Origin of the sequence: Micromonospora sp. NPDC049497, from assembly GCF_044465805.1 — a bacterium.
Classification (GTDB): Bacteria; Actinomycetota; Actinomycetes; order Mycobacteriales; family Micromonosporaceae; genus Micromonospora.
In genome coordinates, this window is sequence record NZ_JBITMC010000003.1 from 259,769 (window position 1) to 283,110 (window position 23,342).

General features: G+C 73.3%; 18 protein-coding genes. 12 read left to right on the plus strand and 6 right to left on the minus strand.

The window, feature by feature from the left end; translation table 11 throughout:
• Positions 1–60: 60 nt before the first annotated feature.
• Positions 61–1,317, minus strand: a complete 1,257-nt coding sequence (locus tag ACIBR0_RS06795; RefSeq protein ID WP_396713042.1) for a WD40/YVTN/BNR-like repeat-containing protein — start codon at positions 1,315–1,317, stop codon at positions 61–63.
• Entirely contained in the window at positions 1,310–1,825 is a 516-nt protein-coding gene (locus ACIBR0_RS06800; protein ID WP_396713043.1) for a SigE family RNA polymerase sigma factor, read from the minus strand. The genes ACIBR0_RS06795 and ACIBR0_RS06800 overlap by 8 nt, the downstream gene beginning before the upstream one ends.
• Before the next feature lie 99 nt (positions 1,826–1,924).
• Between ACIBR0_RS06800 and ACIBR0_RS06805 the strand changes: the two genes are divergently transcribed.
• Positions 1,925–2,827 (plus strand): sulfurtransferase, encoded by a 903-nt coding sequence (locus ACIBR0_RS06805; protein WP_396713044.1) that lies wholly within the window; start codon positions 1,925–1,927, stop codon positions 2,825–2,827.
• Between the two features lie 13 nt (positions 2,828–2,840).
• Here the strand turns inward: ACIBR0_RS06805 and ACIBR0_RS06810 are convergent, their stop codons facing one another.
• Complete coding sequence (locus tag ACIBR0_RS06810; protein WP_396713045.1) at positions 2,841–3,446, minus strand: TetR family transcriptional regulator; 606 nt, start codon at positions 3,444–3,446, stop codon at positions 2,841–2,843.
• 107 nt (positions 3,447–3,553) lie between these two features.
• Between ACIBR0_RS06810 and ACIBR0_RS06815 the strand changes: the two genes are divergently transcribed.
• On the plus strand, positions 3,554–4,750 hold the full coding sequence (locus tag ACIBR0_RS06815; RefSeq protein ID WP_396713046.1) for an FAD-dependent monooxygenase: 1,197 nt from the start codon (positions 3,554–3,556) through the stop codon (positions 4,748–4,750).
• Here the strand turns inward: ACIBR0_RS06815 and ACIBR0_RS06820 are convergent.
• Positions 4,707–5,906, minus strand: a complete 1,200-nt coding sequence (locus ACIBR0_RS06820) for an MFS transporter (RefSeq protein WP_396713047.1) — start codon at positions 5,904–5,906, stop codon at positions 4,707–4,709. The two genes, ACIBR0_RS06815 and ACIBR0_RS06820, sit on opposite strands and share 44 nt — an antisense overlap.
• A gap of 150 nt (positions 5,907–6,056) precedes the next feature.
• Between ACIBR0_RS06820 and ACIBR0_RS06825 the strand changes: the two genes are divergently transcribed.
• The 5 genes from ACIBR0_RS06825 to ACIBR0_RS06845 all read left to right on the plus strand — a co-directional run bounded on the left by ACIBR0_RS06825 (position 6,057) and on the right by ACIBR0_RS06845 (position 14,096).
• A complete protein-coding gene (locus tag ACIBR0_RS06825) occupies positions 6,057–7,844 on the plus strand; it encodes an HSP90 family protein (protein ID WP_396713048.1) in 1,788 nt (595 codons plus the stop codon).
• Between the two features lie 122 nt (positions 7,845–7,966).
• A complete protein-coding gene (locus ACIBR0_RS06830; RefSeq protein WP_396713049.1) occupies positions 7,967–10,864 on the plus strand; it encodes a hypothetical protein in 2,898 nt (965 codons plus the stop codon).
• Between the two features lie 96 nt (positions 10,865–10,960).
• Complete coding sequence (locus ACIBR0_RS06835; RefSeq protein ID WP_396713050.1) at positions 10,961–11,575, plus strand: TetR/AcrR family transcriptional regulator; 615 nt, start codon at positions 10,961–10,963, stop codon at positions 11,573–11,575.
• A gap of 129 nt (positions 11,576–11,704) precedes the next feature.
• Positions 11,705–13,042: an acetyl/propionyl/methylcrotonyl-CoA carboxylase subunit alpha gene (locus ACIBR0_RS06840; RefSeq protein ID WP_396713051.1), complete on the plus strand. Its 1,338-nt coding sequence runs from the start codon at positions 11,705–11,707 to the stop codon at positions 13,040–13,042.
• A gap of 133 nt (positions 13,043–13,175) precedes the next feature.
• Positions 13,176–14,096, plus strand: coding sequence for a hydroxymethylglutaryl-CoA lyase (locus tag ACIBR0_RS06845; protein WP_396713052.1), 921 nt, complete (start codon positions 13,176–13,178; stop codon positions 14,094–14,096).
• Between the two features lie 30 nt (positions 14,097–14,126).
• Here the strand turns inward: ACIBR0_RS06845 and ACIBR0_RS06850 are convergent, their stop codons facing one another.
• Entirely contained in the window at positions 14,127–14,483 is a 357-nt protein-coding gene (locus tag ACIBR0_RS06850; protein WP_396713053.1) for a hypothetical protein, read from the minus strand.
• A 195-nt stretch (positions 14,484–14,678) separates the two neighbouring features.
• Here ACIBR0_RS06850 and ACIBR0_RS06855 point away from each other — a divergent pair, with 195 nt between their 5' ends.
• The 3 genes from ACIBR0_RS06855 to ACIBR0_RS06865 all read left to right on the plus strand — a co-directional run bounded on the left by ACIBR0_RS06855 (position 14,679) and on the right by ACIBR0_RS06865 (position 20,169).
• Entirely contained in the window at positions 14,679–16,211 is a 1,533-nt protein-coding gene (locus ACIBR0_RS06855) for an acyl-CoA carboxylase subunit beta (protein ID WP_396713054.1), read from the plus strand.
• A 68-nt stretch (positions 16,212–16,279) separates the two neighbouring features.
• On the plus strand, positions 16,280–17,428 hold the full coding sequence (locus ACIBR0_RS06860) for an acyl-CoA dehydrogenase family protein (protein WP_396713055.1): 1,149 nt from the start codon (positions 16,280–16,282) through the stop codon (positions 17,426–17,428).
• Between the two features lie 134 nt (positions 17,429–17,562).
• Entirely contained in the window at positions 17,563–20,169 is a 2,607-nt protein-coding gene (locus ACIBR0_RS06865; RefSeq protein WP_396713056.1) for an ATP-binding protein, read from the plus strand.
• Positions 20,170–20,370: 201 nt separating this feature from the next.
• Here the strand turns inward: ACIBR0_RS06865 and ACIBR0_RS06870 are convergent, their stop codons facing one another.
• Positions 20,371–20,880, minus strand: coding sequence for a MarR family winged helix-turn-helix transcriptional regulator (locus ACIBR0_RS06870; RefSeq protein WP_396713057.1), 510 nt, complete (start codon positions 20,878–20,880; stop codon positions 20,371–20,373).
• Between the two features lie 102 nt (positions 20,881–20,982).
• Between ACIBR0_RS06870 and ACIBR0_RS06875 the strand changes: the two genes are divergently transcribed.
• Both ACIBR0_RS06875 and ACIBR0_RS06880 read left to right on the plus strand, forming a co-directional pair.
• Complete coding sequence (locus ACIBR0_RS06875) at positions 20,983–21,561, plus strand: YceI family protein (protein ID WP_357032086.1); 579 nt, start codon at positions 20,983–20,985, stop codon at positions 21,559–21,561.
• A 297-nt stretch (positions 21,562–21,858) separates the two neighbouring features.
• Complete coding sequence (locus tag ACIBR0_RS06880) at positions 21,859–23,337, plus strand: glutamate--cysteine ligase (RefSeq protein ID WP_396713058.1); 1,479 nt, start codon at positions 21,859–21,861, stop codon at positions 23,335–23,337.
• Positions 23,338–23,342 lie beyond the last annotated feature (5 nt).

The following is a 23,342-nucleotide window of genomic DNA, read 5'->3' on the forward strand; positions in this document are numbered from 1 at the left end:
CGACCGCGCGCCGGTCCACCACCCCCGTGTGTGGTGGACCGGCCGCGTGTCCGCAGCGGCTCAGGAGAGCCGTGTCCAGGAGCGGTCGACGCCCGATCCGGTGCCGAGGAAGGTGCCCGTCTGGCCGGTCACGACGATGGTGTCGTCGGGAAGGACCTGCACCGACGCGGACTCGTCGTCGGCCCGCACCGGCCCGCCCAGGGCGGGCTCGTCGACGTACCGCTTGTCGTACCAGTAACCGCCACCGCCGTAGGCGCTGGTCACCGGCAACACCCCGCCGTTCGCCGCGGCCACCGTGGACGTGTCGTCCGGCAGGCCGGGCTGCTCCTGCCAGCGGTCACCGACCAGCTTCCACAGCCGGTTGGGGTCGGTCGCGCTGAACGAGGTGTCACTGATGCCGACCAGCCAGGCGTCGAGACCGTCCGGGGAGACCAGCAGACGCGCGGCACCGGCCACCGCGGGCAGCGTCCGCCACGTTGCCGCCCGGTCGTCGCTGACCGCTATGGTCAGCCGGTCGCCCTCCCGGGCGGTCACCCACAGTCGGCCGTCGCCGCCCTCAACGAGCTGTTTGTCGCTCTCCGACCGAAGGTTCAGCGGGGGCTGCACCGGGACCGGTGCCCCGCCGATTCCGACGAGCCGCGGGCGGGGACACGAGGGGCCGGAGAAGACGCCCTGGTCCTGCGGGCACCGGAGCGAATAGCCGCTGTCGCTCGCCAGCGCGAGGTCGATCACCTCCGGCGGAGTGCTGACGGGATGGTCGGTGAAGGAGGCGCCGCCGTCGGTGGAGACCAGGTACCGGTCGCCGATGACGACGGTTATCCGTCGGCCGTCCAGGGGCAGGAGATACGGGGGACCGGCCAGATTCGGCTCGTCCGCCGCCGCCGGTAGCGCCGTCCTCTGCCACGTGACACCGCCGTCGGCCGTGCGCGCCAGGTCGCGCCGGCAGTCGGTGGACCCGACGTCCTCGCGGTCGCAGGTGTCGAAGAGCGCCCAGCCGTGCCGGGCGTCGACGAACTGCAACTGGCGCAGCTCGCCGGGCACGCCGGGCACCGCCACCGTCCGCTCGACGAGCCGGTCGTCCGGCGACGCGCTCGGGTCGGGTGCGGGCGGAGTCGGCGCGTCGTCGCGGCCCGCCATCGCGTACGCGCCGCCAGGCCCGGCCAGGAGCAGGGCCGCCACGCCGGCCAGCAGGCCGCGCCGACGGCGACGCCGATCCCGGACCCGGCGTGCGGCATCGGCGACCCCGGGTGGGCGGAAGGTCGGCGCGGTCCGCGCCTCGAACTCGGTGAACACGTCGTCCAGGTCGGTCTCACGCACGGTGGGCCTCCTGCCGGTCGGTGAGGTGGCTGGCCAGCGCCGCCCGGCCTCGCGTCAGCCAGGACCGGACCGTGCCCTCGGGCGCGCCGAGCTGGTCGGCGATCTCGGCGACGCTGAGCTGGGCCAGGTGGTGCAGGACGACGGCCCGGCGCTGGTTCGCGGGCAGGGCGGCCAGCGCTACGGTGAGCGCCACCCGGTCGGGTCCGGGGCCGGCCACGTGCTCCTCCCGCTGCCGGGCGAGGTGCCGGACGGCGGTCCGTACCCGGCGCAGCCGGCTGGTGGCCAGGTTCCAGGCGACCCGCCGCACCCAGGCGGACGGATCGTCGTACGCGCCGATCCGGTCCCACCGCTCCAGCACCCGGCAGAACGCCTCCTGGGTGAGGTCCTGCGCCTCGGCGTGATCCCCCAGGTACGCGTAGAGCTGCACCGCCAGGCGGTGGAAGTGCGCCTCGTAGAAGCCGGTGAAGTCCAGCGGCGGGGACGCCCCGGGGCGGTGCCGTTCGGTCATGTCGGTCCTCGTGCTCGGCGGATCTCCCCACTGTCACGTGCGGGGGGTCGCATCCGCTGCACCCGTTGCCGGCGCGGTTTGCGGCGTACCTTGGGGATCATGTCTGTGCCGAACGATCCCGATCCCCGACTCCAGTCGTACGCGGACCCGCAGCGTCTCGTCACCACGCAGTGGCTGGCCGAGCACCTGGGCGACGAGGGCCTCGTCGTCGTCGAGTCCGACGAGGACGTGCTGCTCTACGACACCGGCCACATCCCGGGTGCCATCAAGGTCGACTGGCACACCGAGCTGAACGACCAGGTCACCCGCGACTACCTCGACGCGGAGAGTTTCGCCGAGCTGTGCGCGGCCAAGGGCATCGGCCGCGGGGACACCGTCGTCTTCTACGGCGACAACTTCAACTGGTGGGCCGCGTACGCCCTCTGGGTCTTCTCGCTCTTCGGCCACGCCGACGTGCGCCTGCTCGACGGCGGCCGGCAGAAGTGGATCGCCGAGGGGCGTGAGCTGACCCGGGACAAGCCGGCCCGGCCGCGCGCCGAGTACCCGGTGCCGCAGCGCGACGACGCGCCGATCCGGGCGTACCGCGAGCAGGTCATGGCGCACGTCGCCGCCGGCCGGCCGCTGGTGGACGTGCGGTCGCCGGGTGAGTACACCGGCGAGATGCTGCACATGCCGGACTACCCGCAGGAGGGCGCGCTGCGCGGCGGCCACATCCCGGGCGCGGTCAACAAGCCGTGGAAGTCGGCGGCGAACGAGGACGGCACGTTCAAGTCGGCTGAGGAGCTGCGCGCGATCTACGCCGACCAGCTCGGGCTCGACCCGTCCGACGACGTGGTGGCGTACTGCCGGATCGGTGAGCGTTCCAGCCACACCTGGTTCGTGCTGCGTCACCTGCTGGGCTACCCGCAGGTGCGCAACTACGACGGCTCGTGGACCGAATGGGGCAACCTGGTCCGGGCCCCCGTCGCGAAGGGCGACCAGCCGGGCGGCCTGTCCCGCTGACGACGGCGGGCGGTCAGTCCCGGCTGCCCAGCAGGTAGCGCTGGATGGTCGGCGCCACCCAGGCGACCAGTTCCGCCGGGTCGGCGTCGACCATCGGGGGGAGGCGCAGCACGTACCGGGTCAGGGCCAGCCCGAGGATCTGGCTGGCCACCAGCCCCGCCCGCCGGGGCGCCTCGGTGGGGTCCAGCGCGAATCGGGCCACCGCAGTGCCGAGCTGGTCGGCGAAGATGCCGCGCATCCGTTCGGCCGCGCCCGGGTTGGTGCTGGCCGTCCGCAGCAGCGCCGCCAGTGTCGCGTCGCCCTCCCAGCGGTGCAGGAAGTGCCGGACCAGCAGCTCACCGACGGTGTCCGGTGACACGCCGGACAGGTCGGGCAGGCGCAGATCGAACTCGGCCGCCGCCGCGAACAGACCCTCCTTGCTGCCGTAGTAGCGCATCACCATCGACGGGTCGATCCGCGCGTCCGCGGCGATGGCCCGGATCGTGGCCCGGTCGTAGCCGTCCTCGGCGAAGCGGTTCCGGGCGGCCCGCAGGATCGCCGCGCGGGTGACGTCGGAGCGTCGGCTGCGGGGCGGCGCGGCGTCGGCGTGTTCGGCGTCCAGGGGTGGGGCCTCCTTCATGCCCACGACCGTATGCCAACACCTGTTGACATGCCAGTGCCGGTGCGCCTAACGTTGCCAACAACAGTTGGCCAACACGTGTTGGCAATGCGGTCACGGAGGTGCCCATGCTGCCGGAAGAGACGGACGTGCTGGTGGTGGGCGCCGGGCCGACGGGGCTGACCGCCGCGCTGACACTGGCCCTGCGCGGTGTCCGGGTGAACGTGGTGGAACGGCTCGCACGACCGCCGGTCACCTCCCGGGCGGCGGTCGTGCACGCGTACACCCTGGAGGAGCTGGACCGCGTCGGGGCCGGCGCGCCGCTGGTCGCGCGCGGGATCCTCTCCCCGGGGTTCACCGTGCGCGACCGCGACCGCGTGCTGCTCACCGTGCCGTTCCACGACCTGCCGTCGGTGCACCCGTACGCGCTGATGGTCTCCCAGGCGGTCACCGAGGAGGTGCTCACCGACCGGCTCGACGCGGCCGGCGTGCGGGTGCTGCGGCCGTACGAGCTGACCGGCCTGGACCTCGACGACGCCGGCGCGGTCGCCACCTTCGCCGGTGGCGCGACCGTGCGGGCGCGGTACGTCGTCGCGGCGGACGGGATGCGCAGCACCGTGCGGGAGCGGGCGGGGATCCCGTTCGCCGGACCCGCCGGTGGCGGGGAGTCGTTCGTCCTCGCGGACGTGCGGGTCACCAGCTCGCTGCCGCACGACCAGGTGTCGCTCTTCCTCGACCGGGCCGGCCCGCTGGTCTGGGCGCCGCTGCCCGACGGAGTGGTCCGGCTGGTGGCCGCGGTCGACGAGGCGCCCGCCGATCCGGACGTCGCCCACCTCCAGGCGCTGCTCGACGAGCGCGGTCCGACGCGGCGACCGCACCGCATCCAGGAGGTGCTCTGGGGGTCCCGCTTCCGGCTGCACCACCGCGTCGCGGCGACCTTCCGGGCCGGCCCGGTGCTGCTCGCCGGGGACGCCGGTCACGTGCACAGCCCGGCCGGCGGGCAGGGCATGAACCTCGGCATCGTCGACGCCGTCGACCTCGGCACCACCCTGGCCGACGTGCTCGCCGGAGGGCCCGAGGTGCTGCTCGACGGGTACGCGGCGCGGCGCCGCCCGATGGCCGAGGACGTGGTGGCCTTCGCCGACCGGCTCACCCGGCTCGCCACCGTGCCGTCCGCCGCCCGGCCGGCCCGGAACCTGCTGCTGCGTCTGCTCTCCAGCCTCCCGCCGGCCCGCCGCCGGATCGCCCTGCGCCTCTCCGGCCTGGCCCACCGGCCGGCGGTCACCTCGGAACCGGACGCAGTACGCGCCAGCCCGCCACGGTGACCACCGCGAAGACCACCGCCGCCGCCCCCGCCACCGGCGCCACCCCGTACGCCGCGCCGGCCAGCCCGGCGAGCGCCGCGCCCACCGGAGCGGTCACCAGCCCCACCAGGCGTTGGGCGGCACCCACCCGACCGAGGAGGTCGGGCGGCACGTGACGCTGGCCGTACGCGGCCCGCAGGCTGTTCCACACCGCACCTCCGGCGGCGAAGACGGCCAACGCCACGCCACCGGCCACCGGGTGCCGGGCCAGCGCGAACCCGACGAGGGCCACGGTCTGCGCGACCAGCACCACCCGCAACGCGGGGAGCGTGCCGAGCCGCGCGGCCAGCCGTCCGGCCCCCAGCGCCCCGACCACCCCGCCCACGACCGCCGTCGCCGCGAACAGCCCGTACCCGGCCGGCGGCACCCGCAGCACCTCCAGCGCGTACAGCACCAGCACCGCCAGCAGCCCACCGATGGCGAGGTTGCTCCCCGCCGTCACCAGCGTCAACGGCCACAACACCCCGTCCCCCCGAACGAACCGCAACCCCTCCAACCCCTCCCCCCAAACCCCCCGGCCCCGGGCCCCGGCCCCGCCCGTCCGACGGGTGCGGGTGAGGGTCAGGGTCAGGAGGGCGGCGAGGGTGAAGGTCAGGGCGTTCGCGGCGAAGGGGAGCGGGGCGGCGGCGCCGAACAGCACGCCGGCCGCGGGGGCGCCGATCAGGCCGCCGGCCACCGCCGTGCCCGCGGCGAGCCGGCCGTTGGCGCGGGGCAGGTCCTCCGGCGGCACCACCGACGGAAGCATCGCGAAGGCGGCGGCGTCGAAGAGGGTGCCGAGTGCGGCGAGCAGGAACGCCGTCACCAGCAGCGCCACCATGCCGCCCCGGCCCAGGGCGACCGCGACCGCCAGGCCGGCCACCACGACCGCTCGTCCCCCGTCCACCAACGCCATCGTCCGCCGCCGGTCCCAGCGGTCCGCGTACACGCCGCCGAGCAGGCCGAGCAGCAGCGGCGGCACCTGCCCGGCCACGGCCACCGCCGCGATCACCCGGGGATCGCGGGTCACGGTCGCGGCCAGCAGGGCCAGTGCGGGCGTACGCAGGGCGTCGCCGAACCGGGACGCCACGGTGGCGGACCAGAGCAGGCGGAAGTCCCGGGCCGGAACGGGTGCGGTCATGCCGGCGACCCTCCGACCTCGACCGGCTCGAGGGTCAAGTCGGGCCGACGGTCCGGTCGGGTCGACGGAGCGGTGGCGGCGAAAGGGGGACGCGCGCGCCGGTGATCGTCGGTACGGTTGGCGCCGGCATCGGACCGGGGAGCACACTGCGTGGACCACACCTTCCAGGTCGACCTCCGGGGCGTGGTCGACCTGCTCAGTCATCACCTCTACGGCAGCCCGCGCGTCTACGTACGCGAACTCATGCAGAACGCGGTGGACGCGATCACCGCGCGCCGGGCGACCGATCCCGGTGCGCCCGCCTCGGTCCACATCGAACCGCCGGAGCGGACCGGCGACGGCACCCTGCGGGTGCACGACAGCGGCATCGGCCTGACCGAGGCGCAGGTGCACGAGCTGCTGGCCACCATCGGCCGCAGCTCCAAACGGGACGAGCTGGGCTTCTCCCGCCACGAGTTCCTGGGCCAGTTCGGCATCGGCCTGCTCTCCTGCTTCCTGGTGGCCGACGAGATCCGGGTGGTCACCCGGCACGGCGACCACCCGACGGTGCACTGGACGGGTCACTCCGACGGTCGGTACGCGGTCGCGCCGGCCGCGCCGGGCGAGGGCCGCGCCGAGCCGGGCACCACGGTGACCCTGGTGCCCCGGCGGGACGCCGAGCAGTGGTTCGCCACCCCCACCGTCGTCGACCTGGCCCGCCTCTTCGGTGCCCTGCTGCCAGTCGACGTCCGGGTCGGGGACGTGGTGACCACCTCCGGGCCGCCGCCGTGGCCGACCACCCCCGGCGCGCCGGTCGACCGGCCCGCCCTCATCCGGTACGCCCGCGAACACCTCGGCTATGCCCCGTTCGACGTCCTGCCGCTGTCGGTACCGGAGGCCGGCCTCACCGGTGTCGCGTTCATCCTCCCCACGCCGGTGAACCCGGCGGCGCGTGCCGGCCACCGCGTGTACCTGAAGCGGATGCTGCTCACCGAGAACGCCGACGGTCTCCTGCCGGACTGGGCCTTCTTCGCCCACTGCGTGGTCGACGCCACCGAGCTGCGCCCGACCGCCAGCCGCGAGGCGCTCTACGAGGACACCCTGCTCGCCGCCACCCGGGAGGCCCTCGGTGACCAGGTACGCGGCTGGCTCGTCCGGCTGGCCCGGCACGACCCGCGCCGGCTCGCCGAGTTCCTCCAGATCCACCACCTCGGGGTCAAGGCGCTGGCCGTGCACGACGACGAGATGTTGGACCTGGTCGACAAGTGGTGGCCGATGGACACCAACGTCGGCACGCTCACCCTGGCCGAGTTCCGGCAACGGCACGGCCTCATCCGGTACGCGGCCAGCCTCGACGAGTTCCGCCAGCTCGCCGCCGTGGCCGCCGCCCAGGACCTGCCGGTCGTCAACGCCGGCTACACGTACGACACGGAGCTGATCGAGCGCCTCCCGACGGTGGACCGGTCGGTGCTCATCGAACGGCTGGAGCCGAGCGACCTGGCCACCCGCTTCGAGAGCCTCGACCCCCAGGTCGAGCTGGGGCTGCGGCCGTTCGTCGCCGCCGCGCAGGGTGCGCTGGAACGGTCCGGGTGCGAGGTGGTGATCCGGGCGTACGACCCGGTGTCCCTGCCCGCCCTCTACCTGGTGAGCCGGTCGGCGGCGTTCAACGACCAGCTCGCGGCGAGCCGGGACAAGGCCGACGAGCTGTGGGGCGGTGTGCTCGACGCGCTCGCCTCCTCGGCACCTCCGGACCGGCCGCAGCTCGTGCTCAACCACCGCAACCCGCTGGTCCGGCGCATCACCACCCTCACCGACCCGGAGCTGGTCGGCCTCGCCGTCGAGGCGCTCTACGGCCAGGCCCTCCTGCTCGGCCACCACCCGATCCGCGCGGCCGACGCCGCCCTGCTGAACAGTTCCTTCCTCGGCCTGCTCGGCCGGGCCGTACCAGGACGGGAGTGACACCGTGAGCGCGAGGAGTGAGCCGGTTTTGCGAGCCCCGCAGTCGCGAACCGAGGTGACGTCGTGAGCGCGAGGAGTGAGCCGGTTCTGCGAGCCCCGCAGTCGCGAACCGAGGTGGCACCGTGAGCGACGAGGACCTGTGGCGGGTGCTCCGCCAGATCGAGGGCATGCCGTACGGGGCGGGGCAGATCGCCGCCCTGGAGCAGTTGCTGCGCCGGGTGGACGCGTCCGACGACCGGCACCTGGCGTTCGTCACCCGGATGCAGGCGACCAGCGCGTACACCTACGGCGGCGAGCCGGCGAAGTCCTTCGTGACCTTCGCGTGGTGCCTGTCCGAGTTCGACCGGGATCCGCAGCCCTACCACCAGCGCCACACCCACCAGCTTCTCTGGCACTTCAAGTACATGGTCAACGGCATGCTGAAGTTCCCCGAGCTGCCCCTGGACCGCACGTACGCGGTGCTCGACGACATGGAACGGCGCTACCGCACCTCGGGCCACAGCCTCCAGGCCGTCCACAAGCACCGGTTCCGGGTCGCCGACCACGTCGGTGACGCCGAGGCGGCCGAGCACTGGTACCGGCTCTGGCAGAGCACCCCGCGCGACGAGCTGTCCGACTGCGCCGGCTGCGACCCCACCTCCACCGTCAACCATCTCGCCTCCACCGGCCGGGACGAGGAGGCGGTCGCGCTGGCCGAGCCGGTGCTCGCCGGCCGGCTGTCCTGCACCGAGCAGCCGCAGACCATCCTCACCGCGCTTCTGCTGCCCTACGTGCGTACGGGCCGCTTCGACGAGGCGCGGCACGCGCACCGGGAGGCGTACCGGCGGCAGCGGGGCAACCTCTCGGACCTGTGGGAGATCGGTGACCACGTCGAGTTCTGTACGCTGACCGGCAACGAGGCCCGGGCCGTCGAGATCGTCGAGCGGCACCTGGACTGGCTCGACCGGGCGCCGTCACCGGCCGCCGCCATGCACTTCGCGGCCACCGCCGCCGCCGCGCTCCGCCGCGTCGGCGACCTCACCCTGCACCGCCGTGCGGCCGGTGATCGCCCGCCCGGGGAGGTGAGCGCCGCGGAGCTGGTGACCGAGCTGACCGCGCGCGCCACGGCGCTCGCCGCCCGCTTCGACGAGCGCAACGGCACCACCCACCAGTCGGAGTGGATCACGCAGCGGCTGGCGGTTGAGCCGACCGGCGAGCACGTGCCGCTCTCGGCCAGTCTCCGCCGGCCCCGCCGCCCCAGCGGGACACCGTCGGCGGAGGCGGAATCGGCGTCGGCGGGGTCGGCGCATCCGGCGACGACGGTGCGGGCCGCCGCGCGGGTCGCGGACCGCGTACCGGCCGTGCCGGTGCCCGTCGACGCGAACGCCGACGAGCTGCTCGACTTCGCCGCCGACCGCCGGCGCTCCCACGACCTGGCGGGCTTCCGGGCCGCGCTGGCCGCCTGGGACGAGCGGTTCGCCGACGCCGACCTGCCGGCCCGGACCGCGGCGCACCGCACGGAACTGCGGGCCGGCGAGCTGAGCGACGCCCAGGACGTGCCGGGTGCGATCGCCGCGCACCGGGCGGCGCTGGCCGCCTGGCGGGAGCTGGGCGACGAGGTCCGCGCGCAGGTCGTCGCCGCCCGGCTCGGCGTGGACCTCGCGACTGCGGACGAGACCGCCGACGAAGGGCTGGAGCTGCTCCGCGCCGCCGCCGACGTCCTCGACGTACGCGGTGACGCCCGGCAGCGGGCCTTCGTCCACGACCTGACGGCGCTGGCCCTCATGGAGCACCAACGCTGGTCGGACGCGTTGGCCGCACTCGACCGGGTACCGGCCGGTGCGGGCGACGACGCCTATCTCGACGCCCGGGTGGCGCTGCACCGCGCCCGGGCCCTCGACGAGCTCGACCGCGCCGAGGAGGCCCTGGCCGAAGCCGGGCGGGCCCGCCGGCTCGGCAGCGAGCTGGGAGCCGACGACCTGACCACCGCGGCCTGCCTGGCGTACGCGGTGTGCGCCCAGGACCCGGCCGACTCGGTGGCCGCCTGTGACGACGCCCTCGCCGTCGCGCCGGACGACGCGCTGCTGTCGGTGCGGCTCACCCGGGCCCGGGCGCTGATGTCCGCCGACCGCGCCCCGGAGGCGGTGGACGACTTCGTCGAGGCCGTGACGCTCTGCGTCGAGCGGGGCAACCCCGGGGACGCGTTCCTCCGGTGGGAGCTGGCGAACGCGTACCGGACCGTCGGTCGGCTGGGCGAGGCGGCCGAGGTGGCCGAGGAGGCGGTCATCGGGCTGGACCGGCTCGGCGCGCAGGCCGAGGCGGACCGGTGCCGGCACCTCCTGGCCGGCATCTACGAGGGGCTCGGCGAGATCGACCCCGCGCTCGCGCTGCTCGAACAGCTCGCGACGAACCTGGACTCGCCGGACAACCTGCCGCACCGGGCGCAGGTGCTGGAGGAGGCGGGAGGCATCCTGTACGACGCCGACCGGGACGCGGTGGCCGCGCAGCGGTTCGCGGCGGCGGCGACGGCGTACGGGCAGGCCGGGATGGCCGTCGACGAGCTGCGCACCCGCCGCCGGGAGGCATCCGCGCGGCACTGGGCCGGGGACCTGAAGGCGGCCGTCGACACCGTCGAGGAGGCGGACCGGCTCGCCGCGACGCTCGCCGCCCAGCCCGACCCGGCGCCGGTGGTGACGTACGAGCTGGCCCTGCTCGCCGAGCACGGCGCGCGGGTGCTGACGGGTGCCGGTCGACTCATCGAGGCGCTGGACCGGCTCGACGGGGTGGCCGCGCGGCTGCGGACGATCGAGGCGTTCGGCGAGGCCGCGCAGGTGGAGGCCTTCGCCGGCGAGGTCCTGCTCCGCCTGGAGCGGCCGGCCGAGGCGGAACGACTGCTCCGCGAGGTGCTCGGCGGGCTGCCCGCCGGTACCCGCCCGGCGCAGCAGACCGCCTGGCTGCTGGCGCGGGCGCTGGACGACCTGGACCGCGGGTCGGAGGCCGCCGCGCTGCGCGAGCAGCACGGCATCGACCAGGACGACTGAGTCCGTACGCCCGGGCCGGGACACGTCCGCACCGGCCCGGACGGCCGCAACCGACCGGTAACCCATGCACCGGGTGGTCCGGTCTACGCTTGGCCGGTGACGGTGGAGCAGCAGGCGCGGGGCGCGACGGGGCCGGCTCGGCGGCGGTCCCGGAAGGACGAGATCCTGGAGATCGCGGTCGGTCTCTTCGCCTCGCGGGGCTACCACGGTGTCTCGATGGACGACATCGGCGCGGCCGCCGGTGTCACCGGCCCGGCGCTCTACCACCACTTCGCGGGCAAGGAGGCGATGCTGGTCGCCGCGCTCATCCCGGTCAGCGAGGGGCTGCTCGCCGGCGGCCGGGAACGGTCCGCCGGCCAGCCGGACGACCCGCGCGCCGCCCTGGAGTCGTTGATCGACTTCCACGTCGAGTTCGCGCTCGCCAACCCCGCCGTCATCGCGCTGCACCTGCACGAGCTGGACCGGCTGCCGGAGGAGCCGCGCCGCCGGATCCGCCGGCTCCAGCGGCTCTACGTCGAGGAGTGGGTCACCACGTTGACCGCCCTGCACCCCGGCCTGCCCGACGGCGAGGCGCGGGTGCTGGCCCACGCCGCGTTCGGCCTGATGAACTCGACGCCGTTCCTCGGCGGCGAGGTGGACCGCCGGCGTCGCGCCGAACTGCTCCGCGGCGCCACCCTGGCCGCCCTCCTCGCGCCCACCGCCCAGGCCTGAGCTGTTAAGAGGGGGCCCTTCCTCTACACCAGGCGTTAAGAGGGGGCCCTTCCTTGCGCCCGACTCGTGAGTAACGTGCCGGTCGTGATTCCCTAGCTTCCGTCCCGACCCCCGGACGCTGGAGGAAAGATGATCGAGTCACTGCTGGTCGCCAATCGGGGCGAGATCGCCCGCCGGATCATCCGTACCGCGAAGCGGCTCGGGATCCGCGCGATCGCGGTGCACTCGGAGGCGGACGCCGACCTGCCGTTCGTGACCGAGGCCGACGAGGCGGTCTGCGTCGGCCCGGCCAACCCCGCGCAGAGCTACCGCAACGTCGAGGCGATCCTCGCCGCCGCCAAGTCGACCGGCGCGCAGGCCATCCACCCGGGCTACGGCTTCCTGTCGGAGAACGCCGACTTCGCCCGTACCGTGCAGAGCAGTGGCCTGATCTGGGTCGGACCCGGCGCGGACGCGATCACCGCGATGGGCGACAAGATCAACGCCCGGAACCTGATGGCGGCGGCCGGCGTGCCGGTCGCGCCCGGCACCACCGACCCGGCCGCCGACCTCGCGGCGGCGGTCGCCGCCGCGACCGAGATCGGCTACCCGGTGATGGTCAAGGCCGCGGCCGGTGGCGGTGGCATGGGCATGGCCGTGGCCAACGACGAGGGCCAGCTCGCCACGGAGTACGACAAGGTGCGCGCGTTCGCCGAGCGGATGTTCGGCGACGGCTCGGTGCTCATCGAGCGGTACTTCCCCCGCGTGCGCCACGTCGAGGTGCAGATCCTCGGCCTGGCCGACGGCCGGGTGGTGGCCCTCGGCGAGCGGGAGTGCTCGGTGCAGCGGCGCAACCAGAAGCTGGTGGAGGAGTCCCCGTCCCCGGCGGTGTCGCCGGAGCTGCGGGAGCGGTTCCTGGCGGCGGCGGTACGCGCCGGCGAGGCGGTCGGCTACCGCAACGCGGGCACGGTCGAGTGCCTTCTCGATCCCACGACCGGCGAGTTCTTCTTCCTGGAGATGAACACCCGACTCCAGGTCGAGCACCCGGTGACCGAGCTGGTGTACGGCGTCGACCTCGTCGAGGAGCAGTTGCGCGTGGCGGCCGGTCTCGCGCCGACCTTCGACCCGGACGCGCTCGCTCCGCGCGGGCACGCCATCGAGCTGCGGATCAACGCCGAGGACCCGAAGCGCTTCCTGCCCGGTCCCGGCGCCATCAGGACCTGGGTCGAGCCCACGGGCGAGGGCGTCCGGGTGGATTCCGGCTACGTCGAGGGCAACACCGTCACCCCGTTCTACGACAGTCTGATGGCCAAGCTCATCGTCAACGGCGCTGACCGGGCCGAGGCGATCGAACGCGCGAGAACGGCCGTGGCCCAGTTCCAGCTGGCAGGCCCGAAGAACAACCTCCCGTTCTTCGCCGAGCTGCTGGAGAACGAGGAGTTCCTGACGGGCGACTACGACACCGGCATCGTCTCCCGCATGCGCTAACCCCTTGTTCCGCGTTGATCAAGGGGTTTGCGTCAGAATCCGGTCCCCCGGTCGGCGCAAACCCCTTGATCAACAGGAGGGGTGGAGGGGGTGGCATGCTGGGGGGATTCCTGGATCAGTGAGGTGAGCGCTTATGGCGGGGCTGCCGGAAGTTGTGTCTCTTCGTGAGGTTGGGCCTCGGGACGGGCTGCAGAACGAGGAGCCGATTCCGACCGACGCTAAGGTGCGGCTGCTGGACGCGCTGTCGCGTACCGGCGTGCGGCGGATCGAGGCGGTGTCCTTCGTGCACCCGAAGGCGATCCCGCAGATGGCGGACGCCGACGAGGTGTGGCGCCGGGCCGAGAAGGCCGACGGCGTGCGCTACTCCGCGCTGGTGCCCAACACGCGGGGCGCGCAGCGGGCCCTCGCGGCCGGGTTCACCGAGATCGAGGTGGTGGTCTCGGCCAGCGACACGCACAACCGTCGCAACGTCAACCGCTCCACCGACGAGTCGCTGGACGACATCGCCGAACTGATCGACCTGCTGCACGGCGCGGGGGCCCAGGCCGAGGTGATCGTGGCGACCAGCTTCGGCTGCCCGTACGAGGGGGACACCGACCCGGCGCGGGTCGCCGCGATCGTGGACCGGGTGGTCCGGGACGGCGCGGACCGGGTGGCCTTCGGCGACACCACGGGCATGGGTACGCCCCGGCGGGTCCGCGAGCTGCTGACCGCCGTCCGCGACCGCAACGCGCACGTCCCGGTGCTGCTGCACTTCCACAACACCCGGGGCACCGCGCTGGCGAACATGCTGACCGCCCTGGAGCTGGGCGTGACGGAGTTCGACGCGAGTGTCGGCGGCCTCGGCGGCTGCCCGTACGCCCCGGGGGCCAGCGGCAACCTGGCCACCGAGGAGGCGGTGCACATGCTGCACGACATGGGCATCGACACCGGCATCGACCTGGACGCGCTGATCGAGGTCGCCGAGCTGGCCGAGTCGCTGGTCGGCAAGACCCTCCCGTCCGGCGTCCTCCGCGCCGGCCCCCGGACCCGCCTCACGCCGCTGCCGACGTGACCGGCCGGCCGGGCGGGCGCCGGCGGACCGTCATACCGGCACCCGGTTGACGGTCAGCAGCGCGGTGATCATGAAGATGGCCGCCGACAGTGGCCAGATCCACCACCGTCCGGACGCCCTGCGTCGCTGAAAGGAAGTGACGGTGAACCCGACGGTGAGCAGGGATGACGCCGCCGCCGACCACCACCACACCCTGGTGTCGGGGATGTATCGGTGGAAACCGGCGTCCCAGTAGCGGGGACTGGTGGCCTGCGGGGCGAACCACACGAGCGCCCACGCGACCGCCGCCAGCATCACGCCGGCGACGAGCGCGAGAACCGTGGCTATCGACGTACGCACGGCGACGGCGGCGGCGGACGGGGTCGAGTGGTTCTCGGCGGAGTTCATTCCGCTGCTCCCATCGATTCGGAAGTGCGGGTCGGCTGTGTGGACGAAGTATGACCGCGAACCGCCGCGCCATGGGGGCGGTGAACGCCCGGGTGGGTCGTCGGAGACCCCCTCCATGCGTTAGCCTAACGATCGTTCAGGTAAGTCGGTCCGCCCACGAGGCGGGCCGGCTCGATGGCGGCTTAGGGAGTCGGCGTGACGCTCGACGGTGAGGCACTGGAGCAGCTGCGCAAGCGCGCCCGGGCCGGCGGTGCGGACAAGTACCACGCGGCGAACGCCGCCAAGGGCAAGCTCTTCGCCCGGGAGCGGGTCGCGCTCCTGGTGGACGAGGGCTCCTTCGTCGAGGACGGTCTCTACGCCAACGCGATGGCCGAGGGTCTCCCGGCCGACGGCGTGGTCACCGGCACCGCCACCATCGACGGCCGGCAGGTCTGCCTGATGGCCAACGACTCCACCGTCAAGGCCGGCAGCTGGGGCGCGCGCACCGTCGAGAAGATCATCCGGATCATCGAGCGGGCGTACTCCACCGGCGTGCCGATGGTCTACCTGGTCGATTCGGCCGGCGCGCGGATCACCGACCAGGTCGACCTGTTCCCCGGCCGACGCGGTGCGGGCAAGATCTTCTGGAACCAGGTCCGCGCCTCCGGGTCGATCCCGCAGGTCTGCGCGCTGTTCGGGCCGAGCGCGGCCGGTGGGGCGTACATTCCGGCGTTCTGCGACGTGGTGGCCATGGTGGACGGCAACGCCAGCATGTACCTCGGGTCGGACCGGATGGTCGAGATGGTCACCGGCGAGAAGACCACCCTGGAGGCGATGGGCGGCGCCAAGGTGCACTGCGCCGAGTCCGGCGTCGGGCACTTCCTCTGCAAGACCGAGGCCGAGGCGCTCGACGTGGTGAAGCGCTACCTGTCGTACCTGCCGGCGAACTGGCAGCAGGCACCGCCGGCGGCGCCGGCCGCCGAGGCGTCCGCGAAGGTCGACCTCGCGGCGCTGGTGCCGGCGAGCGAGCGGCAGGCGTTCGACATGCGCCGGTACGTCAAGGGCCTGCTCGACGACGGCAGCTTCTTCGAGATCCAGGCGCTGTGGGCCAAGGAGCTGACCATCGGTTTCGGCCGGCTCAACGGCGAGGTCGTCGGCGTGGTCGGCAACAACTCGATGTTCAAGGGCGGTGTGCTCTTCGTCGACTCCGCCGATAAGGCGACCCGCTTCGTGCAGCTCTGCGACGCGTTCAACGTGCCGCTGCTGTTCCTCAGTGACGTGCCGGGGTTCATGGTCGGCAGCGCGGTGGAGAAGCAGGGCATCATCCGGCACGGCGCCAAGATGATCACTGCGATCTCGGAGGCGACCGTACCGAAGATCTGCGTCGTGGTCCGCAAGGCGTACGGCGCGGGTCTCTACGCGATGGCCGGCCCCGGGTTCGAGCCGGACGCGACGATCGCCCTGCCCACCGCGAAGATCGCCGTGATGGGTGCCGAAGCGGCGGTCAACGCCGTCTACGCCAACAAGATCGCGGCCATCGCCGACGAGACCGAGCGGGCCGCGTTCGTCGCGGCGAAGCGCGAGGAGTACGAGCGGGACATCGACATCGTGCGCCTGGCCAGCGAGCTGGTGGTCGACGCGATCGTCGAGCCGCACGAGCTGCGCGCCGAGCTGGTCCGCCGGTTCGCCGCCGCCCGGGGCAAGGAACGGCACTTCTCGAAGCGCCGGCACGGCGTCACCCCCGTCTGAGCCGGACCTCGCATCACCCGTCCCGGCGTCACGAGCGCCCGGCGGCCCATCCACGACAGGAGGATCAGATGGACTTCCGGCTCAGCGAGGAACAAGAGGCGCTGCGGTCCAGCGTGCGGGAGTTCGCCCGGGAGGTGATCGCCCCGGTCATCGGTGAGCACTACGAGAAGCACACCTTCCCGTACGAGGTCGTCCGGCAGATGGGCAAGATGGGCCTGTTCGGCCTGCCGTTCGCCGAGGAGCACGGCGGCATGGGCGGCGACTACTTCGCGCTCTGCCTGGCCCTGGAGGAGTTGGCCCGGGTCGACTCCAGCGTGGCGATCACCCTGGAGGCGGCGGTCTCCCTGGGCGCCATGCCGATCTACCGGTTCGGTACGGAGGAGCAGAAGGCGCAGTGGCTGCCGAGGTTGCTCAGCGGTGAGGCGCTCGCCGCCTTCGGGCTGACCGAGCCGGGCACCGGTTCGGACGCCGGTGGCACCCAGACGAGGGCGGTGCTGGACGGCGACGAGTGGGTGATCAACGGGTCGAAGGCGTTCATCACCAACTCGGGCACCGACATCACCGCGCTGGTCACGGTCACCGCCGTCACCGGCACGCGTCCGGACGGCTCCAAGGAGCTGTCCACCATCATCGTGCCGTCCGGTACGCCGGGCTTCACGGTCGCGCCGGCCTACTCCAAGGTCGGTTGGAACGCCTCGGACACCCACGAGCTGACCTTCGACGACTGCCGGGTGCCGGCGGCGAACCTGCTCGGCGAGCGGGGCCGGGGCTTCGCCCAGTTCCTGCGGATCCTCGACGAGGGCCGGATCGCCATCGCCGCCCTGGCCGTGGGTCTGGCGCAGGGCTGCGTCGACGAGTCGATCAAGTATGCGAAGGAGCGCCAGGCCTTCGGTCAGCCGATCGGCAACTACCAGGCGATCCAGTTCAAGATCGCCGACATGGAGATGAAGGCGCACACCGCCCGGCTGGCCTACTACGACGCCGCCGCCCGGATGCTCGACGGGGAGCCGTTCAAGCGGCAGGCCGCGATCGCCAAGCTGCACGCGAGCACCGTCGCGGTGGACAACGCCCGCGAGGCCACCCAGATCCACGGCGGCTACGGCTTCATGAACGAGTACCCGGTCGCCCGCTTCTGGCGGGACTCGAAGATCCTGGAGATCGGCGAGGGCACCAGCGAGGTCCAGCGCATGATCATCGCGCGCGATCTCGGTATGTGACGTACCGGTGGGGCCCGTGCCACGCGGTGCCCGGGCCCCCCGTCCCTCCGGCGGTGTCGGATATCCGCAGCGGGTCGTCGGCAGGACGACGATCGGCTGCCGCCGGTCGGAGGTGCTCCGTACTCTTCGTGCCCATGACTCCCGATCTTGAGAGTTGGCGGAGCCCGGGTCTGCCCACCGCACTGGCCGATCTGCTCCGCGGGCACCGGCTCGCTGCCGGCCTGACGCAGGCCGAGCTGGCGTCCCGGGCCGGCGTGGGCGTACGGACGGTCCGCGACCTGGAGCGGGGTCGCGCATCGCGCCCGCAGCGCACCACCGTCGAACTGCTCGCCGGTGCGCTCGGCCTGGTCGACCCGGCCCGGTCGGCCTTCCTGGCCGCGGCGCGCGGCCCGGTACCGGCACCCCGGACGGCCCCACCCGCCCAGCCGGCAGCAGGCACGGAGCCGCCCGCCGGTACGACGGTGGCGCTCCCGCCCCCGGTGACCCTGGTCGGTCGGGAACGGGACGTGGCGGAGCTGGTCGGGATGTTGACCGCCGATTCCGCGCTCCGACTGGTGAGCCTGGTCGGGCTGACCGGCGTCGGCAAGACGGCACTGGCCCTCGCGGTGGCGCACGCCGTCGCCGACCGGCATCCCGGGGGCGTGGCCGGCGTCCTGATCGGTACGGGGTCGGACAGCGCCGACGTCCTCGCCGCCTCGCTGGCGGTCTTCGGCGTGGCCCGCCTGCCGGAACTGGCGGCCCACCTCGACGGCCGACCCGCGCTGCTGATCATGGACGCGGTGGAGCGGGCGCCGGACCCGGTCGCCGAGACCGTACGCCGGCTCACCGGCGCGGCGCCGTCGCTGCGGGTGCTGGTCACTGGACGCCACCCGGTCGGCCTGCCGGGCGAGCGGGTCCGCCCGGTCGCGCCGCTCGACGTACCGCCGACGGACGGTGCGGGCCTGGCCGACTACCCGGCGGTGGCGCTCTTCACCGCCCGGCTGGCCCAGGTCCGCCGGGAGCCGCCTGCCCCGGACGAGTTGCCGGCGCTGGCCGCGCTGGTCCGGCGCGTCGGCGGACTGCCGCTGGCCATCGAGCTGATGGCGGCGCGGGCCCGGATCCTCGACCTCAACGAACTGCTCGACCGGTACGGCGACCGGGTCCTCGACCTGGCCACGTCGTCGGGTGCGGCGGAACGGCCGGGTTGGGACCCGGCGGAGCCGGTGGGACCGGACGGCGGACGTGCGGCGGTGGCCGAGACGCTGCGGGACGCGGTGGCGACCAGCTACCGGCTTCTGGCCCCGCACGAGCGGACGGCGCTGCGCCGGCTCGCGGCGTACGGCAACCGCTGGTCGGTCGAGATGGCCGAGGAGATGCTCGCCGACGACGGCGACACCGACGGCACGGTGGTGGTCGACCCGGTACCGCTGCTGGACCGGCTCCTGGAACTGGGCCTGCTGAGTGTCCGGGGGACGGGGCCGTTCCGGTTCCGGCTGCTGGACGCCGTCCGGGACTTCGCCGCCGAGCAGGCCGCCGGAGCCGGGGAGTGGACGGTGATCCGTCGCCGGCACGCCGAGGTGCTGACCCGGCTGGTGATCCGGACCGCGCCGGACCTGGTCGGTGTGCGCCTGACCGCCGCGGCGCACCGGCTGGACGAGGTGAGTGGCGACATCAGCTCGGCGCTCGCCCATGCGGCCGTGGACGACCCGCACACCGCGCTGCGTCTGGCGGCGGGGCTGGCCCGTTGGTGGCGGTTCCGGGGGCGCGACGTCGCGGGCCGGCAGTGTCTACGCCGGTTGCTGGCCGATCCGCGTACGGCCGGTGCCGACCCGGTGCTGCGGGCCTGGGCGTCGGTCGGGGTGGCCCGGCTGGCCGCCGAGCACGGCGCGGGCGCCGAGGAGATCTCGACGGCGCGGACGGCGCTCGCCGCGTTCCGGGAGGCGGGTGACGTGATCGGCGAGGGGGAGGCGCGGACGGTGCTGTGCGCGCTGCTCATCGGCATCGGCGCCCACGACGAGGCCCGGGGCCAGGCCGAGACGGTGCTGACGCTGGCCGCCCGCACCGGGCGTACGCGGGACATGGCGGTGGCGCAGAACAACCTGTCCTGGCACGAGATCCGGGTGGGTGACCTGGCCGCGGCGCGACGGCGCCTGGCCGCGGTGGACCGGCTCGCCACGCAGTGCGCGGACCGGCGGCTGCGGGCGTTGGCCCAGGCCAACCTTGCCGAGGTGTCCCGCCTGGAGGGCCGTTACGCCGACGCGGTCGAGCAGGGCCGCCGGGTGCTGCGCGCGCTGGACGGGCTGGGTGATCCGGGACACCGCCGCCGGGTGCTCGGCACGGTGGGGCTGGCGCTGGCCCAGGACGGGCGGGCGGCGGAGGCGGCCGAGGTGCTGACCCAACTGCGGCCGCCCGGCTCGCCGGTCCACCGGACCGACGGGCTCCACGGTCGCGACCCGGTCCCCGGGGCACGCGGTGGCGATCCGGCGGACGGCGTGTACGCGCTGATCCAGGGGAACCTGGCCCTGCACGGGGGCGACCGGCACCTGGCGGCGGAGTGGTTCGCGGCGGCGGCGGACGTCAGCGTGGACGGGCAGGACCGGCGGGACGTGGTCGAGGCGTTGGTGGGGCTGGCCGCCAGCACGGGTGACCCGGCGGTGCTGGAACGCCTGGACGAGGCGTGCCGGGGAAGTGGTGTGCGTTTGCTGCCGCAGGAGGACGGGCTGCTCTATGCGCTGGTCGCGGCCCGGCGGGCTGCCCCGTAGGGCGGGCCGGGAGGTGGCGCGAGCGAAGAAGCCCCCTCTTGCTACCCCTTGCTCATCGCTCGCGCCGTGTCCCCCCGGTGCGTCCCCCCGCTGCACGAAGACTAGCCAGCACGATCCGGCGTGTCCGTCCGGTTTGAGAGGTACCTCCCACGCGGGCGGTGGTTCTGCCGGTCTTTCTGCCGGTGGTCGCGGCAGCGTCGCTCACCGTCCGGAGGCGGCCGCACCCTCGCTGTGGGCGGGGTCGGTGCTGCCGGCGGTGGCACCGGGGTGGACGGCGTCCCGCACCCGGCGCAGCCCGTCGAGCAGGGCGCGCAGCGACTCGGGGTCGAGCTGACCGGTGAACCACTGCTCGATGATCCGCAGGTGGCCCGGGAGGACCTTGTCGAGACGGTGCAGGCCGGCGGCGGTGACCACTGCATACGAGCTGCGCCGGTCGGAGGGGCAGGCGCGGCGGGTGAGCAGCCCGTCCCGCTCCATCCGGTCGACAACCCGGGTGACGCCGCTGGTCGACAGGGAGGTCTGGGCCGCCAGGTCGGTCATCCGGAGTTGGTTGCCCGGGGAACGGGCGAGCCGGGTGAGCACCTCGAACTCGACGGGTGAGAGGCCGTGTTCCTCGAACTGGGCGGCGAACCGGGCCGACAGCCCGGCGTGCGCCTCGACGAGCAGGCCGACAGCGGTGATCCGGGGGTCGTCGAACACGTTCTCGTTCACCCGCTCATCCTAACAGTCCTTGACACGGGGAATGTTTCGCCCGCTATAGTTGCTGAGGCAGTCGTTGGGCTACTAAACAAATCTTCTCGGAGGGCAGTTCACATGACCAGCACCGCACCGGTTACCCGCGACTGGGACGGCCTCACCATCCCCACCGCCGGCACCTACCTGCTGGACGCGGCGCACAAGCGCGTGGGCTTCGTCGCCCGGCACATGATGGTCAGCAAGGTACGCGGCGAGTTCGCCGACGCCTCCGCGACGATCACCGTCGCCGAGGACCCGCTGCAGTCCTCGGTCACCGCCACGATCCAGGCCGCGAGCATCGACACCAAGCAGGCCGACCGGGACGCGCACCTGCGCAGCGCCGAGTTCCTGGACGCCGAGCAGTTCCCGACGCTGGAGTTCCGCAGCACCGGCGTGAAGTCCCAGGACGGCAACGAGTTCGTCCTCTCCGGTGAGCTGACCGTGAAGGGCGTCACCCGCACGGTCGACCTGGAGGTCGTGTTCGAGGGCGTCGGCCGCAGCCCCTTCGGCCAGGACATCTTCGGCTTCTCCGCCACCACCGAAATCGACCGGGAGGACTTCGGCCTGACCTGGAACGTCGCCCTGGAGACCGGCGGCGTGCTGGTCGGCAAGAAGATCAAGATCGAGATCGAGGGCGAGGCCGTTCGTCAGGCCTGATCCCTCGCACCGGAAACCGGGCCCGCGCCGCACCAGGCGCGGGCCCGGTCCCGTACGCGGACCGCGTCGTCCCAGGGTGCGAATTGTCACGACCCGTTCGCCTCTCCGGCCGGTGGAAGGGCTCCGACCTGGGTAGTGATCCCAGCGCACACGCGCCCCTCGCCGGTCACCGGATCGATCCGTACGATCACCGATTGCGGCCTCTGGTCCCGGCGAGGGGCCCGCTCTTACCGTGGATAGTTCACAACGCGCTACGGAACGGCACCGTTTCGACGCGCCACGCGCCGGGAGGACTACATGGGCAGGGACGTCGAGCAGGGCGCCTTCTCCCGCGAGGACCGGGTCCGCTACCGGCAGAAGGTCCGGCGTTGTCTGGATGTCTTCGCTCTGATGCTGGACGACTTCGGGTTCGACGCGGACCGGCCGATGACCGGGCTGGAGATCGAACTGAACCTGGTCGACTCCGCCGCCGAGCCGGCCATGCGCAACGAACAGATCCTCGCCGACATCGCGGACCCGCTCTTCCAGACCGAACTGGGGCAGTTCAACCTGGAGCTGAACGCGCTGCCCCGGCTGATCGAGGGCGCCGGTTTCGCCGACTACGAGCAGGACCTGCGCAGCAGCCTCTCCCGAGCCGACGAGCGGGCGGCGAAGTCGGACGTCAAGATCGTGCTGGTCGGCATCCTGCCCACCCTCACCGAGCGCCACCTGGTCGCCGACAACCTGTCCACCAACGAGCGCTACCGGGTGCTCAACGACCAGATCGTCGGTGCCCGGGGCGAGGACATCGAGCTGGACATCCGGGGCGTCGAGCGGCTCCGGACCCACACCGACTCGATCGCCCCCGAGGCCGCCTGCACGAGTCTCCAGTTCCACCTCCAGGTCGCACCGGACAGCTTCGCCGACTACTGGAACGCCTCCCAGGCCATCGCCGGCGTCCAGGTGGCCGTCGGGGCCAACTCCCCGTTCCTCTACGGCCGGCAGCTCTGGGCGGAGACCCGGATCGGGCTGTTCCAGCAGGCCACCGACACGCGCCCGGACGAGCTCAAGGCGCAGGGCGTACGCCCCCGGGTGTGGTTCGGGGAGCGCTGGATCACCTCGATCTTCGACCTGTTCGAGGAGAACGTCCGCTACTTCCCCCCGCTGCTGCCCATCTGCGAGGAGGAGGACCCGGTCGAGGTGCTGCACGCCGGCGGCGTACCGGAGCTGGGCGAGCTGCGCCTGCACAACGGCACCGTCTACCGCTGGAACCGCCCGGTGTACGACATCATGAACGGCCGCCCGCACCTGCGGGTGGAGAACCGGGTGCTCCCCGCCGGGCCGACCGTGGTCGACATGCTGGCCAACGCCGCCTTCTACTTCGGGCTGGCCCGGGGACTGGCCGAGGCGGATCGGCCGATCTGGAGCCAGCTCACCTTCAGCTCCGCCGAGGAGAACTTCCACGCCGCCGCCCGGCGCGGGATGGACGCCGTCCTGCACTGGCCCCGCCTCGGCGAGGTGCCGGTGACCAAGCTGGTCCTCGACGTCCTGCTGCCCACGGCCGCGACCGGCCTGGACCGGTTCGGGGTGTCGCCGGTCGAGCGGGACCGGCTGCTCGGCATCATCGAGCAGCGCTGCCGTACCGGCCGCAACGGCGCGGTGTGGCAGACCGAGACGGTCTGGGCGGCCGAGCGGCACCGCGGCATGGACCGTAACGCCGCCCTGCACCACATGGTGCAGCGCTACGCCGAACTGCAACGCGGCAACGAGCCGGTGCACACCTGGCCGGTCGACTGAGCGCC

Excerpts from the sequence above, each read along its gene's own strand:
- ACIBR0_RS06800 (WP_396713043.1), bottom strand. The coding sequence starts at position 1,825 with ATGACCGAACGGCACCGCCCCGGGGCGTCCCCGCCGCTGGACTTCACC.
- ACIBR0_RS06805 (WP_396713044.1), top strand. The coding sequence starts at position 1,925 with ATGTCTGTGCCGAACGATCCCGATCCCCGACTCCAGTCGTACGCGGAC.
- ACIBR0_RS06810 (WP_396713045.1), bottom strand. The coding sequence starts at position 3,446 with ATGAAGGAGGCCCCACCCCTGGACGCCGAACACGCCGACGCCGCGCCG.
- ACIBR0_RS06815 (WP_396713046.1), top strand. The coding sequence starts at position 3,554 with ATGCTGCCGGAAGAGACGGACGTGCTGGTGGTGGGCGCCGGGCCGACG.
- ACIBR0_RS06820 (WP_396713047.1), bottom strand. The coding sequence starts at position 5,906 with ATGACCGCACCCGTTCCGGCCCGGGACTTCCGCCTGCTCTGGTCCGCC.
- ACIBR0_RS06840 (WP_396713051.1), top strand. The coding sequence starts at position 11,705 with ATGATCGAGTCACTGCTGGTCGCCAATCGGGGCGAGATCGCCCGCCGG.
- ACIBR0_RS06845 (WP_396713052.1), top strand. The coding sequence starts at position 13,176 with ATGGCGGGGCTGCCGGAAGTTGTGTCTCTTCGTGAGGTTGGGCCTCGG.
- ACIBR0_RS06850 (WP_396713053.1), bottom strand. The coding sequence starts at position 14,483 with ATGAACTCCGCCGAGAACCACTCGACCCCGTCCGCCGCCGCCGTCGCC.
- ACIBR0_RS06860 (WP_396713055.1), top strand. The coding sequence starts at position 16,280 with ATGGACTTCCGGCTCAGCGAGGAACAAGAGGCGCTGCGGTCCAGCGTG.
- ACIBR0_RS06865 (WP_396713056.1), top strand. The coding sequence starts at position 17,563 with ATGACTCCCGATCTTGAGAGTTGGCGGAGCCCGGGTCTGCCCACCGCA.
- ACIBR0_RS06875 (WP_357032086.1), top strand. The coding sequence starts at position 20,983 with ATGACCAGCACCGCACCGGTTACCCGCGACTGGGACGGCCTCACCATC.
- ACIBR0_RS06880 (WP_396713058.1), top strand. The coding sequence starts at position 21,859 with ATGGGCAGGGACGTCGAGCAGGGCGCCTTCTCCCGCGAGGACCGGGTC.